This is a genomic window from Variovorax sp. YR634, assembly GCF_900106655.1.
Lineage (GTDB): Bacteria > Pseudomonadota > Gammaproteobacteria > Burkholderiales > Burkholderiaceae_C > Variovorax.
In genome coordinates, this window is the sequence record NZ_FNOL01000001.1 from 1 (window position 1) to 16,648 (window position 16,648).

The window sequence follows — 16,648 nt, forward strand, 5'->3', positions numbered from 1 at the left end:
TGCCAAGCTTGATGTAGAGCTGAACGGCTCGAATCCGATCTTCGTAGGAATACACGAACTACCTCCTGGTAGTCCAAGTTTTCGTCCGCACCCCCCTAGGGTCAGAGATCGGCGGAATCAAACAGGCAGACATTTTCTGGATCGGTGGGACCAAGGTCGGTGCGCTGCTGGGAGAGGCCATCGTGGTCTGCAACCCTGCACTGAAGGAAGACTTCGCAATTCATCTGAAGCAGCGCGGCGGCATGCTGGCGAAGGGGCGGTTGCTGGGCATCCAGTTCCAGGAGCTGTTCGGCGCCGCCAGTCTGTTCACGTCGATGGCGCAGCACGCCAATGCCATGGCGGCAAAGCTCGCATCCGGCATCACCTCGGCGGGCCATGCACTGGCTGCGGATACCGAGACCAACCAGGTGTTCCCCATCCTGCCGGACCCGGTGATCGCTGCGTTGCAGAAAGACTTCGCGTTCTATGTGTGGGGAAGGGCGGGCGACGGCCACTCCGTGATCCGCCTGGTCACCTCATGGGCAACGGACGAAAGCCAGGTCGACTTGTTCTTGTCTCGCCTCGCCATTGCCGGTAGCGGCGCGTGAGCCGCTGCGTTCTTGCAAGCATCAAGACTGTGCTGACCAGCGGCGAATAGGCCCGCCGATTCGATCGCCCTTCACCAAGCGCCCAGAGCCGGCGCTTGACCATTGCCATCGATGCGAGTGCGGCCATGGTCTTGTCCTTCCAGCGCACAGGGGTGGTGTCGCCCGTCGGGTGCTTGCCTGCCAGCCACTGCGCGGGCAGATCGGGCACGAGTGCGAGCGCGGTGGCCATGCCGGCAATGGCCACGCCGCCTGCGATGACCTTCTCTGCCACCGCCATGCTCCGGATGCCACCCGTCGTCATCAGCGGCATCTTCGCCACGGCCGCGAGCTTCGATGCGAACTCGAGAAAGTACGCCTCGCGGGCCAGCGTGCGGCCGTCGGCGGTGGCGCCTTGCATTGCAGGGCTTTCGTAGCTGCCGCCGGACAACTCGACCAGATCGACTGGCAACTCGTTCAGCCAGAGAATGACTTGCCGCGCATCGTCTTCCGAGAACCCGCCCCGCTGGAAGTCGGCCGAATTGAGCTTCACCGCGACGCAGAACCCCGGCGAGACACGTGTCCGAACCGCTTTCACGACCTCGAGCAGCAATCGCACACGGTTGGCGAGGCTTCCGCCCCAACGGTCGTCGCGCCGGTTGGTCAATGGCGACAGGAACTGCGAGATCAGGTAGCCGTGCGCCGCGTGGATTTCAACGCCGGTGAAGCCTGCGCGTTCTGCCGCCGTCGCGGTGTTGGCAAAGCGGGTGATGATCTCGGCGATCTCGGCCTCGCTCATTGCCCTCGGCATGGCGAACAGCTTGCTGTGCTTGCCAAGATCGAGCGCAACCGCAGACGGCGCCCACGCCTCTTCGCCCATGTTGGCGCGCACCTGCCGGCCTGGATGGTTGATCTGCATCCACGCTTGCGCACCGCGGCTGCGCGCGACCCTCGACCACTCGATGAACGGCTCGATGGCCGTTCCGGCGTCGAGCACGATGCCGCCAGGCCCCGTCAACGCCCGCCCGTCGATCATCACGTTGCCGGTGATGATCAGGCCGGTGCCGCCACTTGCCCACGCCCTGTAAAGCTCGAAGATCGCGGGCCCGGGCAACTGCCCGACGGCCGCCATGTTCTCTTCCATGGCCGCCTTGGCGATGCGGTTGGGAACGACGCTGCCGTTGGGCAGGGTCAAGCTGGAGAAGAGGGGACTGTTCACGTTGCGCTGGCCTTCCGTACTCACGAAGAGAAGAATGCGGGTGATGCTAAGTTTGAAGTCAACTTGAAGGTCAAGCGCCATGAAGATCGGTGAACTTGCCGCGGCAACGGGCGTGGCCCCGTCCGCCATCCGGTTCTATGAAAAGAGTGGCCTGCTGCCGGCGGCACAGCGTGGCAGCAACGGCTACCGGAGCTACTCGAACGATGCGATCGAACGGCTCAGGCTGATCCAGGTCGCGCAATCGCTCGGCTTCTCGCTCGACACGCTTGGGGGCGTCTTCGCAAGCGCCGAAGGATTCAGGAAGGACGAGTTGATGCGCAACCTCGACGTTCGGCTCGCCGAGATCGACGGGCTCATGTCGACGCTGAGGTCGCAGCGCCGCGAGCTTCGTGATCTTCGGGAAACGCTGCGCAGCAGCTGGGCTGCGGGTGATTGTGTCGATGCGGCGGCGCTGGCAAAGGAGATGTCGGCGAAACCGGCGCCGATGTCGCGGCGCCTGACTATCCGGTCTTCAGAGGCCCGTTGAACCTGTAAGCACTGAGGATGATTCCGGACGGCATTGCTTTCGTGCTGACGAGCTCGAAGGAGCGTGGTGGCGTTCCCTCCGCAAAGAGGCGCTTTCCAGTGCCCAGCAGGACCGGATAGACGATCAGCATGGCTTCATCTGCAAGCCCATGTTCGAGCAGCGTCGATGTCAGCGTGGAGCTGCCCCAGAGGACAAGGTCAGGGCCAGCTTGCGACTTGATGCGTTGAATGCCCTCGACGATGTCCGGTCCAAGGCTCTCGAACGGGCCCCACTCAAGACTTTCCGGACGGTGGGTAACGACATATTTGGTTGCCGCATTCAAGCCGTCTGCCATCGGACTGCTCGGTGCCTTTGGCCAGAAGCCCGACCACATGTCGTAGGTGCGACGGCCGAGCAGCAGATCGAAGCGCCCGCCGTGCGCGGCGAAGACTTCATCCCGGCCCTCGGGCGTCCGATAGGGCGCGGTCCAGTCAGCGTAGGGAAAGTCGTCTTCGCCGGAGGACTGGATCACGCCGTCCAGCGACACGTGCTCCATGATCTTGAGCTTTCTCATTCGAGTCTCCTTGCTTGGGGCCGATAGTACCCATCCGCACGTATGGGTGGAAGGTCGGCATCAAGCCTTCTCGGGAGCCAACGCGCCGGCCTTGGCTCTGGACTGCCGAAACAGGATGACAAGTCCGGAAATCAGAAAGTACACAGCCCCGACCGCCGCATAACCGCCAAAGGTCTGCACAACGGGCGCTGCACTGCCTTGCTGCGCCACAAAAAATCCCCCGGCCAGCGCAGACTGAGCCCCGCTCAGCATCATCACCCACTGCCCTCGATCGCTCTTGCGACGACGGATGGCCGTCGCCAGCTGAAGCAGCCCCGCAACGATGGCCCACACCCCGAAGATCACCAAGATGATCTGCAGCTTGAGCACGAGCGAAACCACCACGGCAACCGTGACCAGCCCGCTCATCCAGGCATTCAGAACCTGCGTGGGGTTGGCCTTTGCGCCCCCCGTCATCCTGGCGTCCAGCAGGTTTGCCAGCGCATCCCATGCGGGATAGACGATCAGCAGGCCGATTGCGAGTGCGGGCGACCCCTTGGCTGCGGTGAACGCCAGCGCGACCCACGCGAAGGAAAAAGCGGCGCGAATGAAGTAGAGCTTGCGCAGCCACGCGGCTCGCTGAAGAGGGGACTGGTTGGTGTTGGACATGGCATTGGCGGTGAAGACCGCGAGATCGGGTAGGAAGGAAGGTCGCAGCCCCTTGAGCGGGGCAGGTGCAGGAGATTCTGTTTTGGCGGCACCAGGCGCGGTATCGGTCGAATGACCGACAGGCCCCGAAAAAGAGCGACTGTGCGATGCTGGGCTTTTGCCCCAGCCATTTCATGCCCGACGACACGACCATTGCCGTTTTCGACGCAGTCCGCGCGCTTGCTTTCATCGGCGACCTGAGCATGGGCCAGCCGACCGACCATTCGCTGCGCACCGCGTGGCTCGCCGGCATGATCGCGACGCAGGCCCGCTGCGACCCATCGCAGGTCGAGGCCGCCCGGCACGTCGCGCTGCTGCGCTGGTCGGGTTGCACTGCCAATGCCCAGGAGTTCGCAGACTTTCTGGAAGACGACGTGCAAGGGCGAAGCGCCCTTCTTGCATCGCAGAAGCCGCGAACGGCGCAGCAGCCGTCCCGCAGCGTGCCCATTCCCAACGCCATGCTCGCCATGGCCAACATCCATTGCGAAATCGCCGGCGACATCGCGAACACGCTGGGCCTGGGTTCCGATACCGAAGCTGCGCTGCGCGCCATCTTCGAGACCTACGACGGTGGCGGCGTGCCCGGCCTTCTGCAAGGCAACGACGTGCCGCTTGCGACGTACGTCGTGGCCCTGGCGAGCGACCTCGAGATTTTCAGCCGCCTGTACGGGCTCGACGAAGCGCTCGCGTTGGCCCGCGGACGCGCGAACAGCGTCTACCCCGGCGCTCTTGTCGACGCCAGCGCACCGTGGGTCTCGACGTGGATGAATGCGCTGGATTCCGCCGCCCCGCCGTGGACCGACGCTGCCGACCAGCCCGCTTCGATGCTTCGACGGGTCGGGCTGGAGCTCGTGGGCGACGTGATCGATCTCAAGCTTCCCTGGATGACGGGTTACTCGCGTCGCGTGGCCCAACTGGCGCGCGATTGCAGCGCGCGTGCCGGCCTGGACGAGGCCTTGTGCCACCGCACGTACAAGGCTGGACTGATCCACGGCATTGGGCGGGCGTCGGTGCCCAACGCCATCTGGAACGCGCCCGAACCGCTGCCGGCCTCGTCACTGGAACGCCTGCGGCTCGTGCCCTACTGGACCTCCCGCGCCGCCGGGCAAATCGACGGACTCGCGCTCGAAGCAGAAATCGCATCCTTCGCCTTCGAGCGGCGCGATGGCTCCGGCTATTTCCGCGGCCGATCGGGTGCGGCGATGCTGCAGGAGGGGCAGATTGTTGCCGCAGCCGAGCAGTGGGTTTCTCTTCGAACCCGCCGTCCGTGGCGAGCGGAGTTCACCGAAGCAGAGGCGATCGATCGCATGAAGGAAGAGGCCGAGGCGGGCCGCTTCGACCAGGAAGTCGTCGCTGCTTTGCTTGCCAGTGTTCTGTCGCATACGTATACGCATACGCCCGCGAAACCTGTGGTGCCGGCGCGCGGCGAGCAGTCTCTGTCAGAGCGCGAACTGGAGGTTTTGCGCTGCATCAGCCGGGGCGAAAACACCAAGCAGGTTGCTCGTGCGTTGGGCATCAGTCCGCGCACGGTGCGAACGCATGTCGAACGTCTGTTCCTCAAGCTCGAATGTTCGACGCGAGCGGCCGCGACGTTGAAGGCGGCGACCAGAGGGCTTATCTGACGAGGCCTCGGGCATGGGTGACCCCAGCCCTTGCGGGACTCCTGAGCAAGCTCGCCACGCTCCCGGCCAATGCAGCCAGGGCCGCCACCGCCAGACCCCAGTGCACTGCGCTGTGGGACGGCAGCAGCCCGAACATCAAACTCATCAACAGGCTGCCGAGCGTCAACCCCGTGAGTCGGGCGGTGCCCTGCGCGCCACCGGCCGCGCCACTGCGCTCCTTGGGTGCCGAAAGCAGCATGTTCTGGTTGTTGGGCGTCTGGAAGAACCCGAAGCCCAGGCCTGCGAGGCTCGTGAACACGGCGATCGGCAAGGCCGGGTTGCCGTGCAGCGGCCACAAGGCACACAGCGCCAGGCCGCTTGCGAAACACGCGCTTCCAGCCGCGCACAGCCATGCACTCGGCACGCGCTGGGCCAGGCGTGCCGACAGCGGCGCGGCCAGCATCACCGCCAGAGGCCAGGGGGTCATCAAGAGGCCGGCGGTCACGGCGCTCTGGCCCAGCTCGTGCTGGATGTAGAACGGCAGCGCGACAAGGCTGGCCATCTGGCCGGTGAAGCAGCACACGGAGGCAATGACCGAGACCCGAAAGGAATGCACGCGCAGCAGGTCGAGCGGGATCAACGGCGCCGCCTTCGGCATCTCGCGCCGTACCAGCAGGATCATGCAAACGGCCGACAACACGAGCAACGCGCCGCCGTGCAACGGATGCACCACGAGCCGGTCGCTTCCGAGCACGAAGGCGGCGAACATGACCGCGTTGAGCGCGATGCTCCGCACGTCGATGCGGCGCACCGAGCGCGGCGGGCTTGGCAACCCCGCACAGGCGGCGAGCACGACGAGACCGATCGGCAGATTCACCGCAAAGAGCCACGGCCAGCTCGCCGCGGAGAGTATGAAAGCGCCAAGGGTGGGCCCCGACGCGGAAGCGGCCGCGACGGCGAGCGCATTCCAGGCGATCGAGCGCGCCAGCAATCGACGCGGATAGGTAAAACGCAACAACGCCAGCCCAAGAGGCATCACGGCCGCACTGCCCAGGCCCTGGAGGCACCTCGCGGCCACGAGCCATGGCAGCGACGGAGCCAACGCGCACAACACCGACGCCGCGGTGAACAGCGCGACGCCGCCAGCGAACACGCGCCGATACCCGAACCGCTCCCCGACAGCGGAAGCCGGCAACAGGAACATGACCACGGCCAGCTGGTAGGCCGTGATGATCCAGACGGCATCGGCGGGCGTCGCCTGCAGTTGCTGGGCGATGCCAGGCAGCGCGATGTTGGCGATGGCGCCGTCGAGCACCACCAGCACGCCCGCACCCAGGATCGCGGCGACGGCTGCGAAGCGCCGCGGCAGAGGCAGGCCATCGGCGTCATGCACCGCGTTCACGTCGTTCACCTCTTGGGTTTCGACGGTGCGGGCCATGGTGGAAGAAGAGTTCGGTCGAAGCGTGGAGGACAACATGATTGGGCAACTGGAAGAGGCACGCTCTATTGCGCCAAGCCAGCTTAGAACCGCACACACGGCTTGCCCAGCGCGTGGCGCGCAGCTTGTTCCTGCATGCGGCGCCTGTCGAAACCATCGCAGCCGTGCTAGGTTTCGGGCATGCCAACAGATGCCGACCTGAACCTGCTGTTTGCGTTGAACGCACTTCTTTCCGAGGGCAGCGTCGCGAAAGCCGCCGAGCGCCTGGGTCTGAGCGAATCGGCCATGAGCCGGGCGCTCGCGCGATTGCGGGAATCGACCGGGGACGAGTTGCTCGTACGCGCGGGTCGCGCGATGGTGCTCACGCCGCATGCGCTGGCACTGCGCGACCGCGTCAGGGAGTTGGTGCAGGAGTCGCGCGCGGCGCTTCAGCCCGCCGGCGCGAGCATGGACCCTCGCACGCTCCAGCAACTGTTCACCATACGGGCCAACGACGGCTTCATCGAGGGCTTCGCGCATCGGCTCGTGGCTCGCACAGCGCACGAAGCGCCTGGCGTTCGCCTGCGCTTCGCGCCCAAGCCCGACAAGGACGTTCGTCCCCTGCGCGAGGGATTGATCGATCTGGATGTCGGCGTTCTCGGCGAGGCGGGCCCGGAGGTGCGCGTTCAGGCGCTCTACCGCGACCGCTTTGTCGCTGCGGTGCGCGAGGGCCATCCCCTGCTCGCCGAACCCGGGATCACTGCCGAGCGCTACGCCGCTTGCGACCACGTGGTCACTTCACGCCACGGCCGGACTGTAGGGCCGGTGGACGACGCTCTCGCAGCGATGGGCCTGGTGCGCAATACCGCAGTCGTCGTGCCCAGCTTCAGCACCGCCTTGTCGATAGCGGCCGCGACTGACCTGGTGGCGCTGATACCGTCTTCGTACTTCGAACACCTGAGGGCGCGGGGCACGCTGCGCTCGTTCCCGCTGCCGATGCCCACGGAGCAGATCACCGTGTCGCAGATGTGGCATCCGCGTCTTGACCGGGACCCCGCGCATCGGTGGCTGCGCGCAGTGGTGCTGGAGGTTTGCCGGCCGCTGAATGAGCAAACAGGAGCTGCGTGAGTTCGTGCTCCCGGCCAGAACCGGACACTCCATGAACGGTGGGTCAGGGCGTGGTGGAAGTCGCAGTGGTGGCTTGAGTCATCACGGTGGCCCATGCACCGTCGATGCGCTTCCAGACTTCCACTACCCATAGCCCGCCGCTGAAAAAGCGAGTGACTACAAGGTCGCCCTGCTGTTCGTGTTGCTCGCGTTCGCGTGGGACATAGGGCCGCTGTTTCTGCGTTTGAAGGTTGCCGATCCGTTCGGTCCGAGACATGAACTGGCCGTTCTGCTGGACAGTCGTGAAGTCGCTTGCGGTGTACTTGCCCCACTGCGCCGCATCGACGGTATAGAAGGCTTCGTCTCGTGCACGCATGGCGGCTTGCAGGTCAGGAGGGAGCATGCTTGTGTCGGTCATGAGAGCACTGTAGCTTCCACAGTCGCCGCCGAGAATACCGCGACGGGCAGGAGGCCGAGCTTTTCCACTTGTGCCAACTATGGAGTCCAGTGCGACCTGCCACGCATAAGATGCGAGGGTCGGGAGCGATTTCTCTTTGAGACGCTGGAGTCTTCCAATGACTACGATTGCCGAGAACACAGGTTTCGTCACGCTCATCAACGTATGCGTTCAAACCCTGTCACGTCTTCATCCCTTCCGGCGAGGGAGACGTGCAGCATCTGGCTTCGCCCGCCGTCGCCCGCCCCTCATGTCATCCGTTAGGCCTAGGAGCGCCATTCATGCCAAGCGAACTCACGCTAGTAAAGCCGGTTGCTCTCCCCACGCAGTCTGCCGTCGCTACTATTTATGAATCAACGAATCTCGCGGACGCATTTGCGGTTCAACTTCCCTTTGGCACCTCCAGCGATCCAGAGGTCCTGTGGCGATTCCTTATTTCGCAGCAGCCATCCTGGATCGGATGGCTCACCAATGCCCGGGATGCAATCGTTGCGTGCTTTGGTCTGAAGACCGCCAAGCACCTCGCGACTCTCTCCAGCGAAGCCAACGCCGACCGCATTGGCATCTTCAAGGTCTACGCCAAAAGCGAAACCGAGATCGTCTTGGGCGAGGACGACAAGCACCTCGATTTCAGACTGTCGGTACTCCACACCCCCGACTTGTCTCCAACGCTCGGTGGCCAACTGACTGTCTCAACCGTCGTCCACTGCCACAACCTCCTGGGCCGAGCCTACATATTGGTTATCGCTCCTTTTCATCGCCAGGTTGTGAAAGCCAGTCTTCGTCGCGCCGCACATATCGGTTGGCCCAAGGCAGCCGCAAGATAGAGGCGTGCCAGCCGCAACGACAATGCAGGGCATCACGCGCCGCCACCCGCCATGATCTCGCCCGACCTTCTGAAACGAATGTGCGATGCCCGCCATCGCCTCCAGTTCGAACTGGAGCCGCCGGCAAGCGTGGCGCATCTGGCGCAAGAGGCTGGCTTGTCGACTTCGCATTTCATCACCCAGTTCAGCGCGCTCTTCGGCGAGACGCCCTTGCAATGCCGGACGCGCGCACGCCTGGACCGCGCGCGCGAAATGCTCCTTGCCACTGACGAGCCCGCCACGCAGATCGGCCTGGCGCTGGGCTTCGACAACCCGGGGAGCTTTTCGCGCCTGTTCAGCAGGCGCTTCGGTGTGCCTCCACGGGCATACCGTCGGACGGCCAAGCTCATCGTTGCGCCTGCAGGGTGCATCGCGCTGATGAACCAGGCCCATGCGGGTGACCTCAATTTCGGCGAAGTCGAATCCGGCCATGTCGGGCAGGATAGTGGCCCTGTACCTCACTGAGCCCACCAATCATGCGCATCAACCTCACGAGCATCTTCGTCGACGACCAGGACAAGGCCCTGGCCTTCTACACGCAGGTCCTCGGCTTCGTGAAGAGCCAGGAGATCCCGCTCGGGGCATACAAGTGGCTCTCGGTACGGTCTCCTGAGGGCGGCGACACGGAGCTTTCTCTGGAACCCAATGCCAACCCCGCGGCCCTCGCGTACCAGCAGGCGTTGATGAGCCAGGGGATCCCATCGACGGCCTTCGAGAGCGACAACCTCGAGGCAGACGTGAAGCGCCTGAAGGAGCACGGCGTGCGCTTCACCATGGACCCGATGGACAGCGGGGCGGTCAGGCTTGCGATCTTCGCGGATACGTGCGGCAACCTGATCCAGATCTACCAGCATCGCAAGAAATGAAGCTGGCTTGAAGCCGGGCGCGGTAGCGCCGATTGTCCGTTCCGGCTTGTCAATCCAACAAGCGTTTGCCGTCTATTCGGGTGTGGGTGCAGCTCCTAGACTGCGTGGATATTGCGTCCGCGCAGCCAACCTGGGAGAACCCGATGAAGCATTTCGCCGCAGCCGCGCTGGCCCTTTCGATGTTGCCGCCCGTGGCAGCCGCCGAGCCCGAGTTGCAGATTTCCTGGGCCGGCACACGCACGGCGAACAGTGCACCTGCACAGAATTTCACAGGCAGCGTGCGCGTCGAGATGCTCTACACGCCGGCCGGGCCTGAGCGCACGTCCGCCGGCTCGGTGAGCTTCGCCGCCGGTGCGCGCACTGCATGGCACACACATCCGCTGGGGCAGACCTTGATCGTCACCGCCGGCGTTGGCCGCGTGCAGCGCCTCGGCGGCCCGATCGAAGAGATCAAGGCCGGCGACGTCGTGCACATTCCGCCGGGCATGAAGCATTGGCATGGGGCCGCTCCCACCAGCGCGATGACGCACATCGCCATCACGGAAGCTCTCGATGGCAAGGCGGTGGATTGGCTGGAGCAGGTCAGCGATGCGCAGTACGGCGCGTCGCAGGCTGCCGCGGCCGCCGGGCCGTCGCAGGCCCAGCGCCTGCTTGGCGACGTCGCTCCGAAGCTGGCACAGCTCACCGACGACGTGCTGTTCGGCGACGTGTGGGCGCGGCCGGGTCTTTCGCCGCGCGACCGGAGCCTGATTACCGTGAGCGCGCTCATCGCAATGAATCGGCCCGACCAGTTGCGCTCGCACATGTCCCGCGCGCTCGACAACGGTTTGTCCAAAGACGAGCTGGCCGAGGCACTGACGCACCTCGCCTTCTATGCCGGTTGGCCCAACGCGGTGACGGCAACCGGCGTTGCCCGCGAAGTGTTCGCGACGCGGCCTTGATGAAAGAACTCGATATGCAATACGTGACTTTGAACAATGGCGTGCGGATGCCGACCCTCGGCTTCGGCGTCTTCCAGATTGCCGACCCGGCGCAGTGCGAGCAAAGCGTGGTCGATGCCATCGAGGCCGGCTATCGCCTGATCGACACGGCAGCTTCGTACATGAACGAAGAGGCTGTCGGCAAGGGGCTGCGCCGCAGCGGCGTGGCGCGAGACCAGCTGTTCGTTACGACGAAGCTCTGGGTCGAGGACAACGGCTACGAGCGCACCCTGCTGGCCATCGACAAGTCGCTGCGCCGCCTCCAGCTCGACTACCTCGATCTGTACCTGATCCATCAGCCCTTCGGCGACGTTCACGGATCGTGGAGGGCGATGGAAGCAGCCCACAAGGCCGGCAAGCTCCGCGCTATCGGCCTGAGCAACTTCCATCCCGACCGGCTGATGGACATCAAGGTTTTCAACGAAGTGGCGCCCGCGGTGAACCAGGTGGAAGTGAACCCCTTCCATCAGCAGACCGACAGCGCGACGTTCATGCACGACAACGGAGTGCAAGCCGAGGCGTGGGCACCGTTCGCCGAAGGCCGCAACAACCTGTTCGGCAACGAGGCCTTGCTGGACATCGGTGGAAAGTACGGCAAGTCGGTCGGGCAGGTCGTGCTGCGCTGGCTTGTTCAGCGCGGCATCGTGGTGCTCGCCAAGTCGGTGCGCAAGGAGCGGATGGCGGAGAACCTGAACATCTTTGACTTCCAGCTGGACGACTCGGACATGCTCCGCATCGCAGAGCTCGAAACCGGCACGAGCAGCTTCTTCTCGCATCGCGATCCGGCAATCGTCAAGTGGATGAGCGAACGGCGGCTCGGCGTCTGAGATGCATTCCAGGCAGAACAATTCGCCAGTGACTGGCGTACTCATTGCCGCTGCACTGGCGCTCGCGACCTGCGTGGTGCCCGCCGTGCCCGCCCATGCGGCCGATGACAGAAACGCGCAGCCGGCTGCGCTGATGATCAAGGAACAGGGCAGCTTCGCCGTCGGCGGCACGGTGATCCGCAGCCCCGGCGCAGAGGGCCAGACTTTGCACGGCGACCATGCGCGTGTCTTCTATCAGGTGCCGCTCGACGCCCGCAAGCTTCCCCTCGTGATGTGGCACGGCTTCGGGCAGTTCGGCAAGACATGGGAGACCACCGCCGATGGCCGGGAGGGCTCTTCCTGCGACGCCGCTTCCCGGTCTACCTGGTCGACCAGCCTCGGCGCGGCGGTGCGGCGCGAAGCACGGTAGGCACGACCATCAGCGCGGCACCGGACGACCAGCGCTGGTTCAACATGTTCCGCCTGGGCCGCTGGCCCGATTTCTTCGCGGGCGCGCAGTTCTCGCGAGACCCTGAGGCGTTGAACCAGTACTTCAGGCAGATGGTTCCGGACACCGGGCCGTTCGACGCGAAGGTCACGACCGATGCCGTTTCGGCGCTCTTCAACCGCGTGAGGGGCGGGTCCGCGACGAATATGACTTCCAAAGGTGCTGTATGAGCATTTCAGACAGCAAACCCGCGATCAGGGTGATCGGGGTGCAGACGTTGTTGAGGGTCCTTCCTGTCTTGTCTGGCGGGTTGTATGTCGTCGGTGTCCTGCTTCATCGAGTTCGCCGACGACGCGGCCGAGTTTTGCGGCCAATGTCGGTGCGCGCTCGGGGCCATGGGGGCGTGGCTTGCCGATATGGAGGCAGCTACGCAGAGTCGGTACATCGAGGCCGTCGTCCGACGGCGTGCTGATCGGCTGCCTCCACAGCACGACGCCTCCAATCGATGCGAAGACGCGGCAGCGCACCGCTGACGCGCGACAACGATCTTGCATGACAAGCAAGTGCGACAAGCCGTGGCTTCGCCCCGCTCGTGGGCAAGGCGAGTCTTCGCAGCCTTGATGCCCCGCGGAGCTTTTTGCGCACCAGTCAGGAGTTGATTCGGCGCGTTGTGGACGCAAGACTTGGCTTTCAATTCTCGAATCAGGTCTTGCCATGTCACTCTTGGTTTTTCGAACGCATGCCGCTCGTCTGCTCTGTCTTTTCGGGGCGCTCGCCTATATTGGTATTGCCTGCGCGCAGTCGTCAGGCGCGAATCGCCCCGGTCCCGGCCTGGCGGGTGCCCCGAGCGCCCATCCTGCCGGCCTGAACTGGCCGACGCGACCGCTGCGGCTGGTCGTCGGCTTCGGCGGCGGCTCGTCGCCGGACTTCGTGGCGCGCATCCTGGCCGCTCCCATGGCGAGGGCGCTGGGCCAGCCTGTGATCGTCGAGAACCATCCAGGCGCCAGCGGCAACATCGCGGCGGACATCGTCGCGAAGTCCACCGACAGACACACGATCGGCATCCTGATCAACGGCAATATGACGATCGCCAAGATCCTCAATCCGGCGACCTCCTACGACCCGCAGAAGGACCTGGTGCCGCTGAGCATCATCTGCACGGCGCCACTGGTGCTCGCCACAACGTCGGAGGTCTCGAAGGCCGATCCCCGCAGCTTCCTCGAGGCGGCGCGGGTCGCAGGAAGCAAGTGGAGCTATGGCACGCCTGGCATCGGCACGATCGGCCACCTCGGCATGGAGCTTTTCAAGGCCCGCACAGGCATCGGCGCCGTGCATGTGCCCTACCAGGGAAATCCGCAGGTCATCACGGGTCTGGTCGGAGGGCAGCTGCAACTGGCGCTCCTTCCGCCGGGCCTCGCCCAGGAGCAAGTCAAGGCCGGAAAGCTGCGCGCAATCGGCGTGACCTCGGCGCGCCGCTCCGAACTCGTGCCGGACTACCCGACCCTGCAGGAAGCGGGCCTCAAGGATTTCGAACTCGAGATCTGGACTGCCGCAGCGGCGCCCGCCAGCCTGTCTGCTCCCATCGTGCAGCGCCTGTCCCAGGTTCTCTCGGAAGTCATTCGCCTGCCAGAGGTGCGGCAGAAACTCTTCCAACACGGCTACGAGGCCGCTGGCATCTCGGGCGAGGCGCTGGTGCGCCGGGTGAAGGCCGACACGGCCACGCTCACGGAGATCATCGCGAGCCAGGGCATCAAGCTCGAATAAGGAGATACCCATGAATTCAGAACAAGGGCGTCCGAGCGGGCGCCGGGAAACCGCGGTCGCGGTCCATGACACAACCCCAGCTGATGCCGGCAGCCACGAGGACGCCCAACGGATCCTGCAGTCGCTGCGCGACGAACTCGACGGCTTGGACAGAACGCTGCTCGAGACCGTGAGGCGCAGGCTCGATTGCTGTTGCCGGATCGGACTGCATAAGCGCGACCATGCGATTCCGATGATGCAGCCCCATCGCATCGGCGTGGTACAGGAGCGTGCGGCCGACTTTGCCGCCAAGCACGGGGTGAGCCCCGCGTTCCTGAGTGCCCTCTACGGACTGATCATCGCGGAGACATGCCGGCTTGAGGATGAGATCATCGGTGCGCCCTCGACGTCTGCATGAGTCGCTCGTTTTGCGCTCGAGCAAGCGCGGGTTCCGGCTTTGCCGACGCTCGCGCATGCCGCGAACCCCATCAGATGGCCGTCGAGGCCGACCCACTGTCACCGTCATGCGGCACCGCCAAGGCGAACACATGCTGATCTTTTCAACGCTGGGCCACGAGGGCAGCAACCATCACTTCGTTCTCCAGCAGTACCTTGCTGCGCATGGCATTGCGCAAGCCTGCCGCATCGTGTTGTTCGACGACTTCCACAGCGGCGCGCGCGCGCTGATCGCCGGGGAGGCGGATTACCTGCTTCAGTGCGCCGTGCATCCGACCGCGGCCGAGATCACGGGCACCTATCGCACGGCCATGGTGGTGGTCGACGCCTTCATTTCTCCCAGCCAGCCCATGGCGCTGGTGCGGTCCATGGGAAGCGGGCAGGGCGTTGGCAAGGTGGGCGTGCAGACTGCAACGCAGAGCTATGCCGACCTTTCCGCCTGGCCGATCATCGTCCACGAGCCGACGGTGCTTGCGGTCCAGTCCGGTCTGGCAGAAGGACGCTACAGCGCGGGTATCGTCTTCACTTCCTTCGCGATGGCGCATGCAGAGCGCTTCGAGGTGGTCCAGTCCATCGGCATCGTCTGCGATGCATGGATCGTCTACGGACGCCAGGCCGTCGACGATGGCAGGGCCGTCGTCTGGGACGACAGTCCAGTCGCACGGCAGTTCCGGACGCGGATCAAGCGATCGTCGGAGCCAGGCGGCAGTTGAAGCCGTGGTCCACTGTCGTGCCGCGGCGTAGCTCCGATGCACGGTTGGGTCGGAAACGTGGACGCCAGGATCATCGCGGTGTCCAGTTCGACCAAGAACGAGAGCGGCGAACGAGACCCTGAGATGCCCCAGGCGAAGAGGGGTAACCAGCGGCGCTTCGGGGTGAAGGCGCACATCGGTGCGGGCGCGGATGCGGGGCTGGTGCACACGGTGACGACCACTGCGGCCAACGAGGTGGGCGTGGAGCAGGTGAGCGATCTGCTGCACGGCAAAGAAAACGCGGTGTTGGCAGACTGGGGCTATCGCGGCGCGCAGCATGTCGATAGCTGAATCATGGGCTTCCAGCAGATGACGAAACTGCAGGATGCGACGCGCGGTCACATCCACTCTACGGATCGAGACCCCCGTCAGAGTTGGCGGAGCCCTGTTAGCCGGCAGGCTTGCTGCGCTTGAGAAGTGACCACATGGGCCAAGTCTCTTTTACCGCGCCCTGAGCAACTTCAGTTGCGGAAGACGTTCCCTCGCGGGATCGTTATGAGCGTGGCAAGGAGACTGGAGCTCGTTGCCAATGCCGGGAAATGTGGCGCCTGGATGATCGAGGACGACTACGACAGCGAGTTCCGTTATACCGGCGAGCCGATTGCCGCCATGGTCGGGCTCGTGCCGCAGGCGCCGGTCATCTATGTTGGAAGCTTCTCCAAAACCATGTCTCCGTCGCTCCGCCTTGGCTTCATCGTTCTGCCCCGAAACCTCCTCGCTGCGACCGCAGGCACTTTGCGCGAAATGCTAAGGGGAGGAAATCGCCATGTGCAGTTGGCCATGGCCGACTTCATGGACAGCGGTCAGTTTGCGCGTCATCTTGGGCGCGTGCGGCGGCTCTCCGGGCGCGGCAGCGCGAGTTGCGTGCGGCGTTGACACGGCACCTGTGCGTGCCGAACTCGGTCGAGGGCGGCGATTGCGGATTGCATCTGACGGTGCGCTTTGACGCTCGCCATCCAGATCGGAAGATTGCAGCGCTTGCCGCCGAGCATCGGCAACAGCGATTCGCACGGCAAGAACATCTCTTTCGCTCCGGCCAAACATTGTCCGAATCGATGGGCAACTTCCACGTGACGGGGTGATCGCCAGAGCGCAAGACGCTCCAGGCCGCCTTCACGGTAAGACGCGAGTATTGCCATACGAACCCAAGGCGGATTTATCACCGCCTGGCTCGATGCCGCCATGGCCCATGCCGTGATGCACGACTCAGAGCACCTGCTGACTGTCTTCAGCCTCGAAATCAAGGTGAGCTTCTATGAAAAGGTCGGCCCGGGTGAGGGGCGGGTCGAAGGGCGGGTGATCAAACGTGGCAAGCGCAATGCGTTTCTCGAAGCTGCGCTCTACAACCCGGAGGGCAAGTTGGCGGCCGCAGCATCCTCAACCGGAATACTGGCAAGCCTCTAGTGCGTTGACGCCGACAGCGAGTTGCGTGGGAAGGATCGGGCCTGCATGGGCGTCGCTCGCTCAGGTTGCACAGTTCGATCGTGGAGGCGGAAGCGCGCTTGACTTGCCGGGCTGACATGCAACATCGCTCGAAAGCTCGGCAGTCACTTGCGAAGGCTTGCCACAGGCTCTTTCCAGTCATGCGGGTCTCAGCACCA

General features: G+C 64.4%; 20 protein-coding genes and 2 pseudogenes. 17 read left to right on the forward strand and 5 right to left on the reverse strand.

The features are described from left to right. The first annotated feature begins 182 nt into the window (after window positions 1–182). Entirely contained in the window at window positions 183–587 is a 405-nt protein-coding gene (locus BLV60_RS00005) for a hypothetical protein (protein ID WP_256328756.1), read from the forward strand. Here BLV60_RS00005 and BLV60_RS00010 read toward each other — a convergent pair. Further along, window positions 511–1,782 (reverse strand): NADH:flavin oxidoreductase/NADH oxidase family protein, encoded by a 1,272-nt coding sequence (locus BLV60_RS00010; RefSeq protein ID WP_256328758.1) that lies wholly within the window; start codon window positions 1,780–1,782, stop codon window positions 511–513. The two genes, BLV60_RS00005 and BLV60_RS00010, sit on opposite strands and share 77 nt — an antisense overlap. Before the next feature lie 79 nt (window positions 1,783–1,861). Between BLV60_RS00010 and BLV60_RS00015 the strand changes: the two genes are divergently transcribed. Next, entirely contained in the window at window positions 1,862–2,308 is a 447-nt protein-coding gene (locus BLV60_RS00015) for a MerR family transcriptional regulator (protein WP_093047983.1), read from the forward strand. Here the strand turns inward: BLV60_RS00015 and BLV60_RS00020 are convergent. After that, complete coding sequence (locus tag BLV60_RS00020; RefSeq protein WP_093047986.1) at window positions 2,283–2,861, reverse strand: dihydrofolate reductase family protein; 579 nt, start codon at window positions 2,859–2,861, stop codon at window positions 2,283–2,285. The genes BLV60_RS00015 and BLV60_RS00020 overlap by 26 nt on opposite strands. A gap of 60 nt (window positions 2,862–2,921) precedes the next feature. Continuing rightward, complete coding sequence (locus BLV60_RS00025; RefSeq protein ID WP_093047989.1) at window positions 2,922–3,509, reverse strand: DUF308 domain-containing protein; 588 nt, start codon at window positions 3,507–3,509, stop codon at window positions 2,922–2,924. Window positions 3,510–3,682: 173 nt separating this feature from the next. Here BLV60_RS00025 and BLV60_RS00030 point away from each other — a divergent pair, with 173 nt between their 5' ends. After that, the gene (locus tag BLV60_RS00030) at window positions 3,683–5,170 is read left to right on the forward strand and encodes an HD domain-containing phosphohydrolase (protein WP_093047992.1); all 1,488 of its coding nucleotides are present in this window, start codon (window positions 3,683–3,685) and stop codon (window positions 5,168–5,170) included. Here the strand turns inward: BLV60_RS00030 and BLV60_RS00035 are convergent. Continuing rightward, the gene (locus BLV60_RS00035) at window positions 5,163–6,587 is read right to left on the reverse strand and encodes an MFS transporter (RefSeq protein ID WP_256328759.1); all 1,425 of its coding nucleotides are present in this window, start codon (window positions 6,585–6,587) and stop codon (window positions 5,163–5,165) included. The two genes, BLV60_RS00030 and BLV60_RS00035, sit on opposite strands and share 8 nt — an antisense overlap. Before the next feature lie 180 nt (window positions 6,588–6,767). On the opposite strand from BLV60_RS00035, the gene BLV60_RS00040 reads away from it, so the two are divergent. Then, window positions 6,768–7,694 (forward strand): LysR family transcriptional regulator, encoded by a 927-nt coding sequence (locus BLV60_RS00040; protein WP_093047998.1) that lies wholly within the window; start codon window positions 6,768–6,770, stop codon window positions 7,692–7,694. 43 nt (window positions 7,695–7,737) lie between these two features. Here the strand turns inward: BLV60_RS00040 and BLV60_RS00045 are convergent, their stop codons facing one another. Then, window positions 7,738–8,091, reverse strand: a complete 354-nt coding sequence (locus tag BLV60_RS00045; protein ID WP_093048001.1) for a nuclear transport factor 2 family protein — start codon at window positions 8,089–8,091, stop codon at window positions 7,738–7,740. A gap of 320 nt (window positions 8,092–8,411) precedes the next feature. Between BLV60_RS00045 and BLV60_RS00050 the strand changes: the two genes are divergently transcribed. The 13 genes and pseudogenes from BLV60_RS00050 to BLV60_RS00110 all read left to right on the forward strand — a co-directional run bounded on the left by BLV60_RS00050 (window position 8,412) and on the right by BLV60_RS00110 (window position 16,451). Then, window positions 8,412–8,957, forward strand: coding sequence for a DUF2867 domain-containing protein (locus tag BLV60_RS00050; RefSeq protein ID WP_093048013.1), 546 nt, complete (start codon window positions 8,412–8,414; stop codon window positions 8,955–8,957). A gap of 51 nt (window positions 8,958–9,008) precedes the next feature. Beyond that, window positions 9,009–9,461, forward strand: coding sequence for a helix-turn-helix transcriptional regulator (locus tag BLV60_RS00055; protein WP_093048015.1), 453 nt, complete (start codon window positions 9,009–9,011; stop codon window positions 9,459–9,461). 11 nt (window positions 9,462–9,472) lie between these two features. After that, window positions 9,473–9,862 (forward strand): VOC family protein, encoded by a 390-nt coding sequence (locus BLV60_RS00060; protein ID WP_093048029.1) that lies wholly within the window; start codon window positions 9,473–9,475, stop codon window positions 9,860–9,862. 143 nt (window positions 9,863–10,005) lie between these two features. Further along, the gene (locus tag BLV60_RS00065) at window positions 10,006–10,803 is read left to right on the forward strand and encodes a (R)-mandelonitrile lyase (RefSeq protein WP_093048030.1); all 798 of its coding nucleotides are present in this window, start codon (window positions 10,006–10,008) and stop codon (window positions 10,801–10,803) included. 14 nt (window positions 10,804–10,817) lie between these two features. Continuing rightward, a complete protein-coding gene (locus BLV60_RS00070) occupies window positions 10,818–11,669 on the forward strand; it encodes an aldo/keto reductase (protein WP_093050245.1) in 852 nt (283 codons plus the stop codon). Between the two features lie 28 nt (window positions 11,670–11,697). After that, window positions 11,698–12,078, forward strand: a complete 381-nt coding sequence (locus BLV60_RS34535) for an alpha/beta hydrolase family protein (RefSeq protein ID WP_218132205.1) — start codon at window positions 11,698–11,700, stop codon at window positions 12,076–12,078. Between the two features lie 44 nt (window positions 12,079–12,122). Continuing rightward, complete coding sequence (locus BLV60_RS34540) at window positions 12,123–12,326, forward strand: hypothetical protein (protein WP_218132206.1); 204 nt, start codon at window positions 12,123–12,125, stop codon at window positions 12,324–12,326. Between the two features lie 484 nt (window positions 12,327–12,810). Then, window positions 12,811–13,860 carry a Bug family tripartite tricarboxylate transporter substrate binding protein gene (locus tag BLV60_RS00085; RefSeq protein ID WP_093048032.1) on the forward strand — a complete coding sequence of 350 codons (1,050 nt, stop codon included), beginning with the start codon at window positions 12,811–12,813 and terminating at the stop codon, window positions 13,858–13,860. Between the two features lie 10 nt (window positions 13,861–13,870). Next, window positions 13,871–14,257 carry a chorismate mutase family protein gene (locus BLV60_RS00090; protein WP_093048033.1) on the forward strand — a complete coding sequence of 129 codons (387 nt, stop codon included), beginning with the start codon at window positions 13,871–13,873 and terminating at the stop codon, window positions 14,255–14,257. Window positions 14,258–14,387: 130 nt separating this feature from the next. Further along, window positions 14,388–15,008: a hypothetical protein gene (locus BLV60_RS00095; protein ID WP_143042531.1), complete on the forward strand. Its 621-nt coding sequence runs from the start codon at window positions 14,388–14,390 to the stop codon at window positions 15,006–15,008. 57 nt (window positions 15,009–15,065) lie between these two features. Further along, window positions 15,066–15,323, forward strand: a pseudogene (locus tag BLV60_RS00100) (transposase); the annotation flags it as partial. Between the two features lie 201 nt (window positions 15,324–15,524). Then, window positions 15,525–16,039 (forward strand): annotated as a pseudogene (locus BLV60_RS00105) (aminotransferase class I/II-fold pyridoxal phosphate-dependent enzyme); the annotation flags it as partial. 166 nt (window positions 16,040–16,205) lie between these two features. Continuing rightward, window positions 16,206–16,451 carry a PaaI family thioesterase gene (locus BLV60_RS00110; protein ID WP_256328831.1) on the forward strand — a complete coding sequence of 82 codons (246 nt, stop codon included), beginning with the start codon at window positions 16,206–16,208 and terminating at the stop codon, window positions 16,449–16,451. Window positions 16,452–16,648 lie beyond the last annotated feature (197 nt).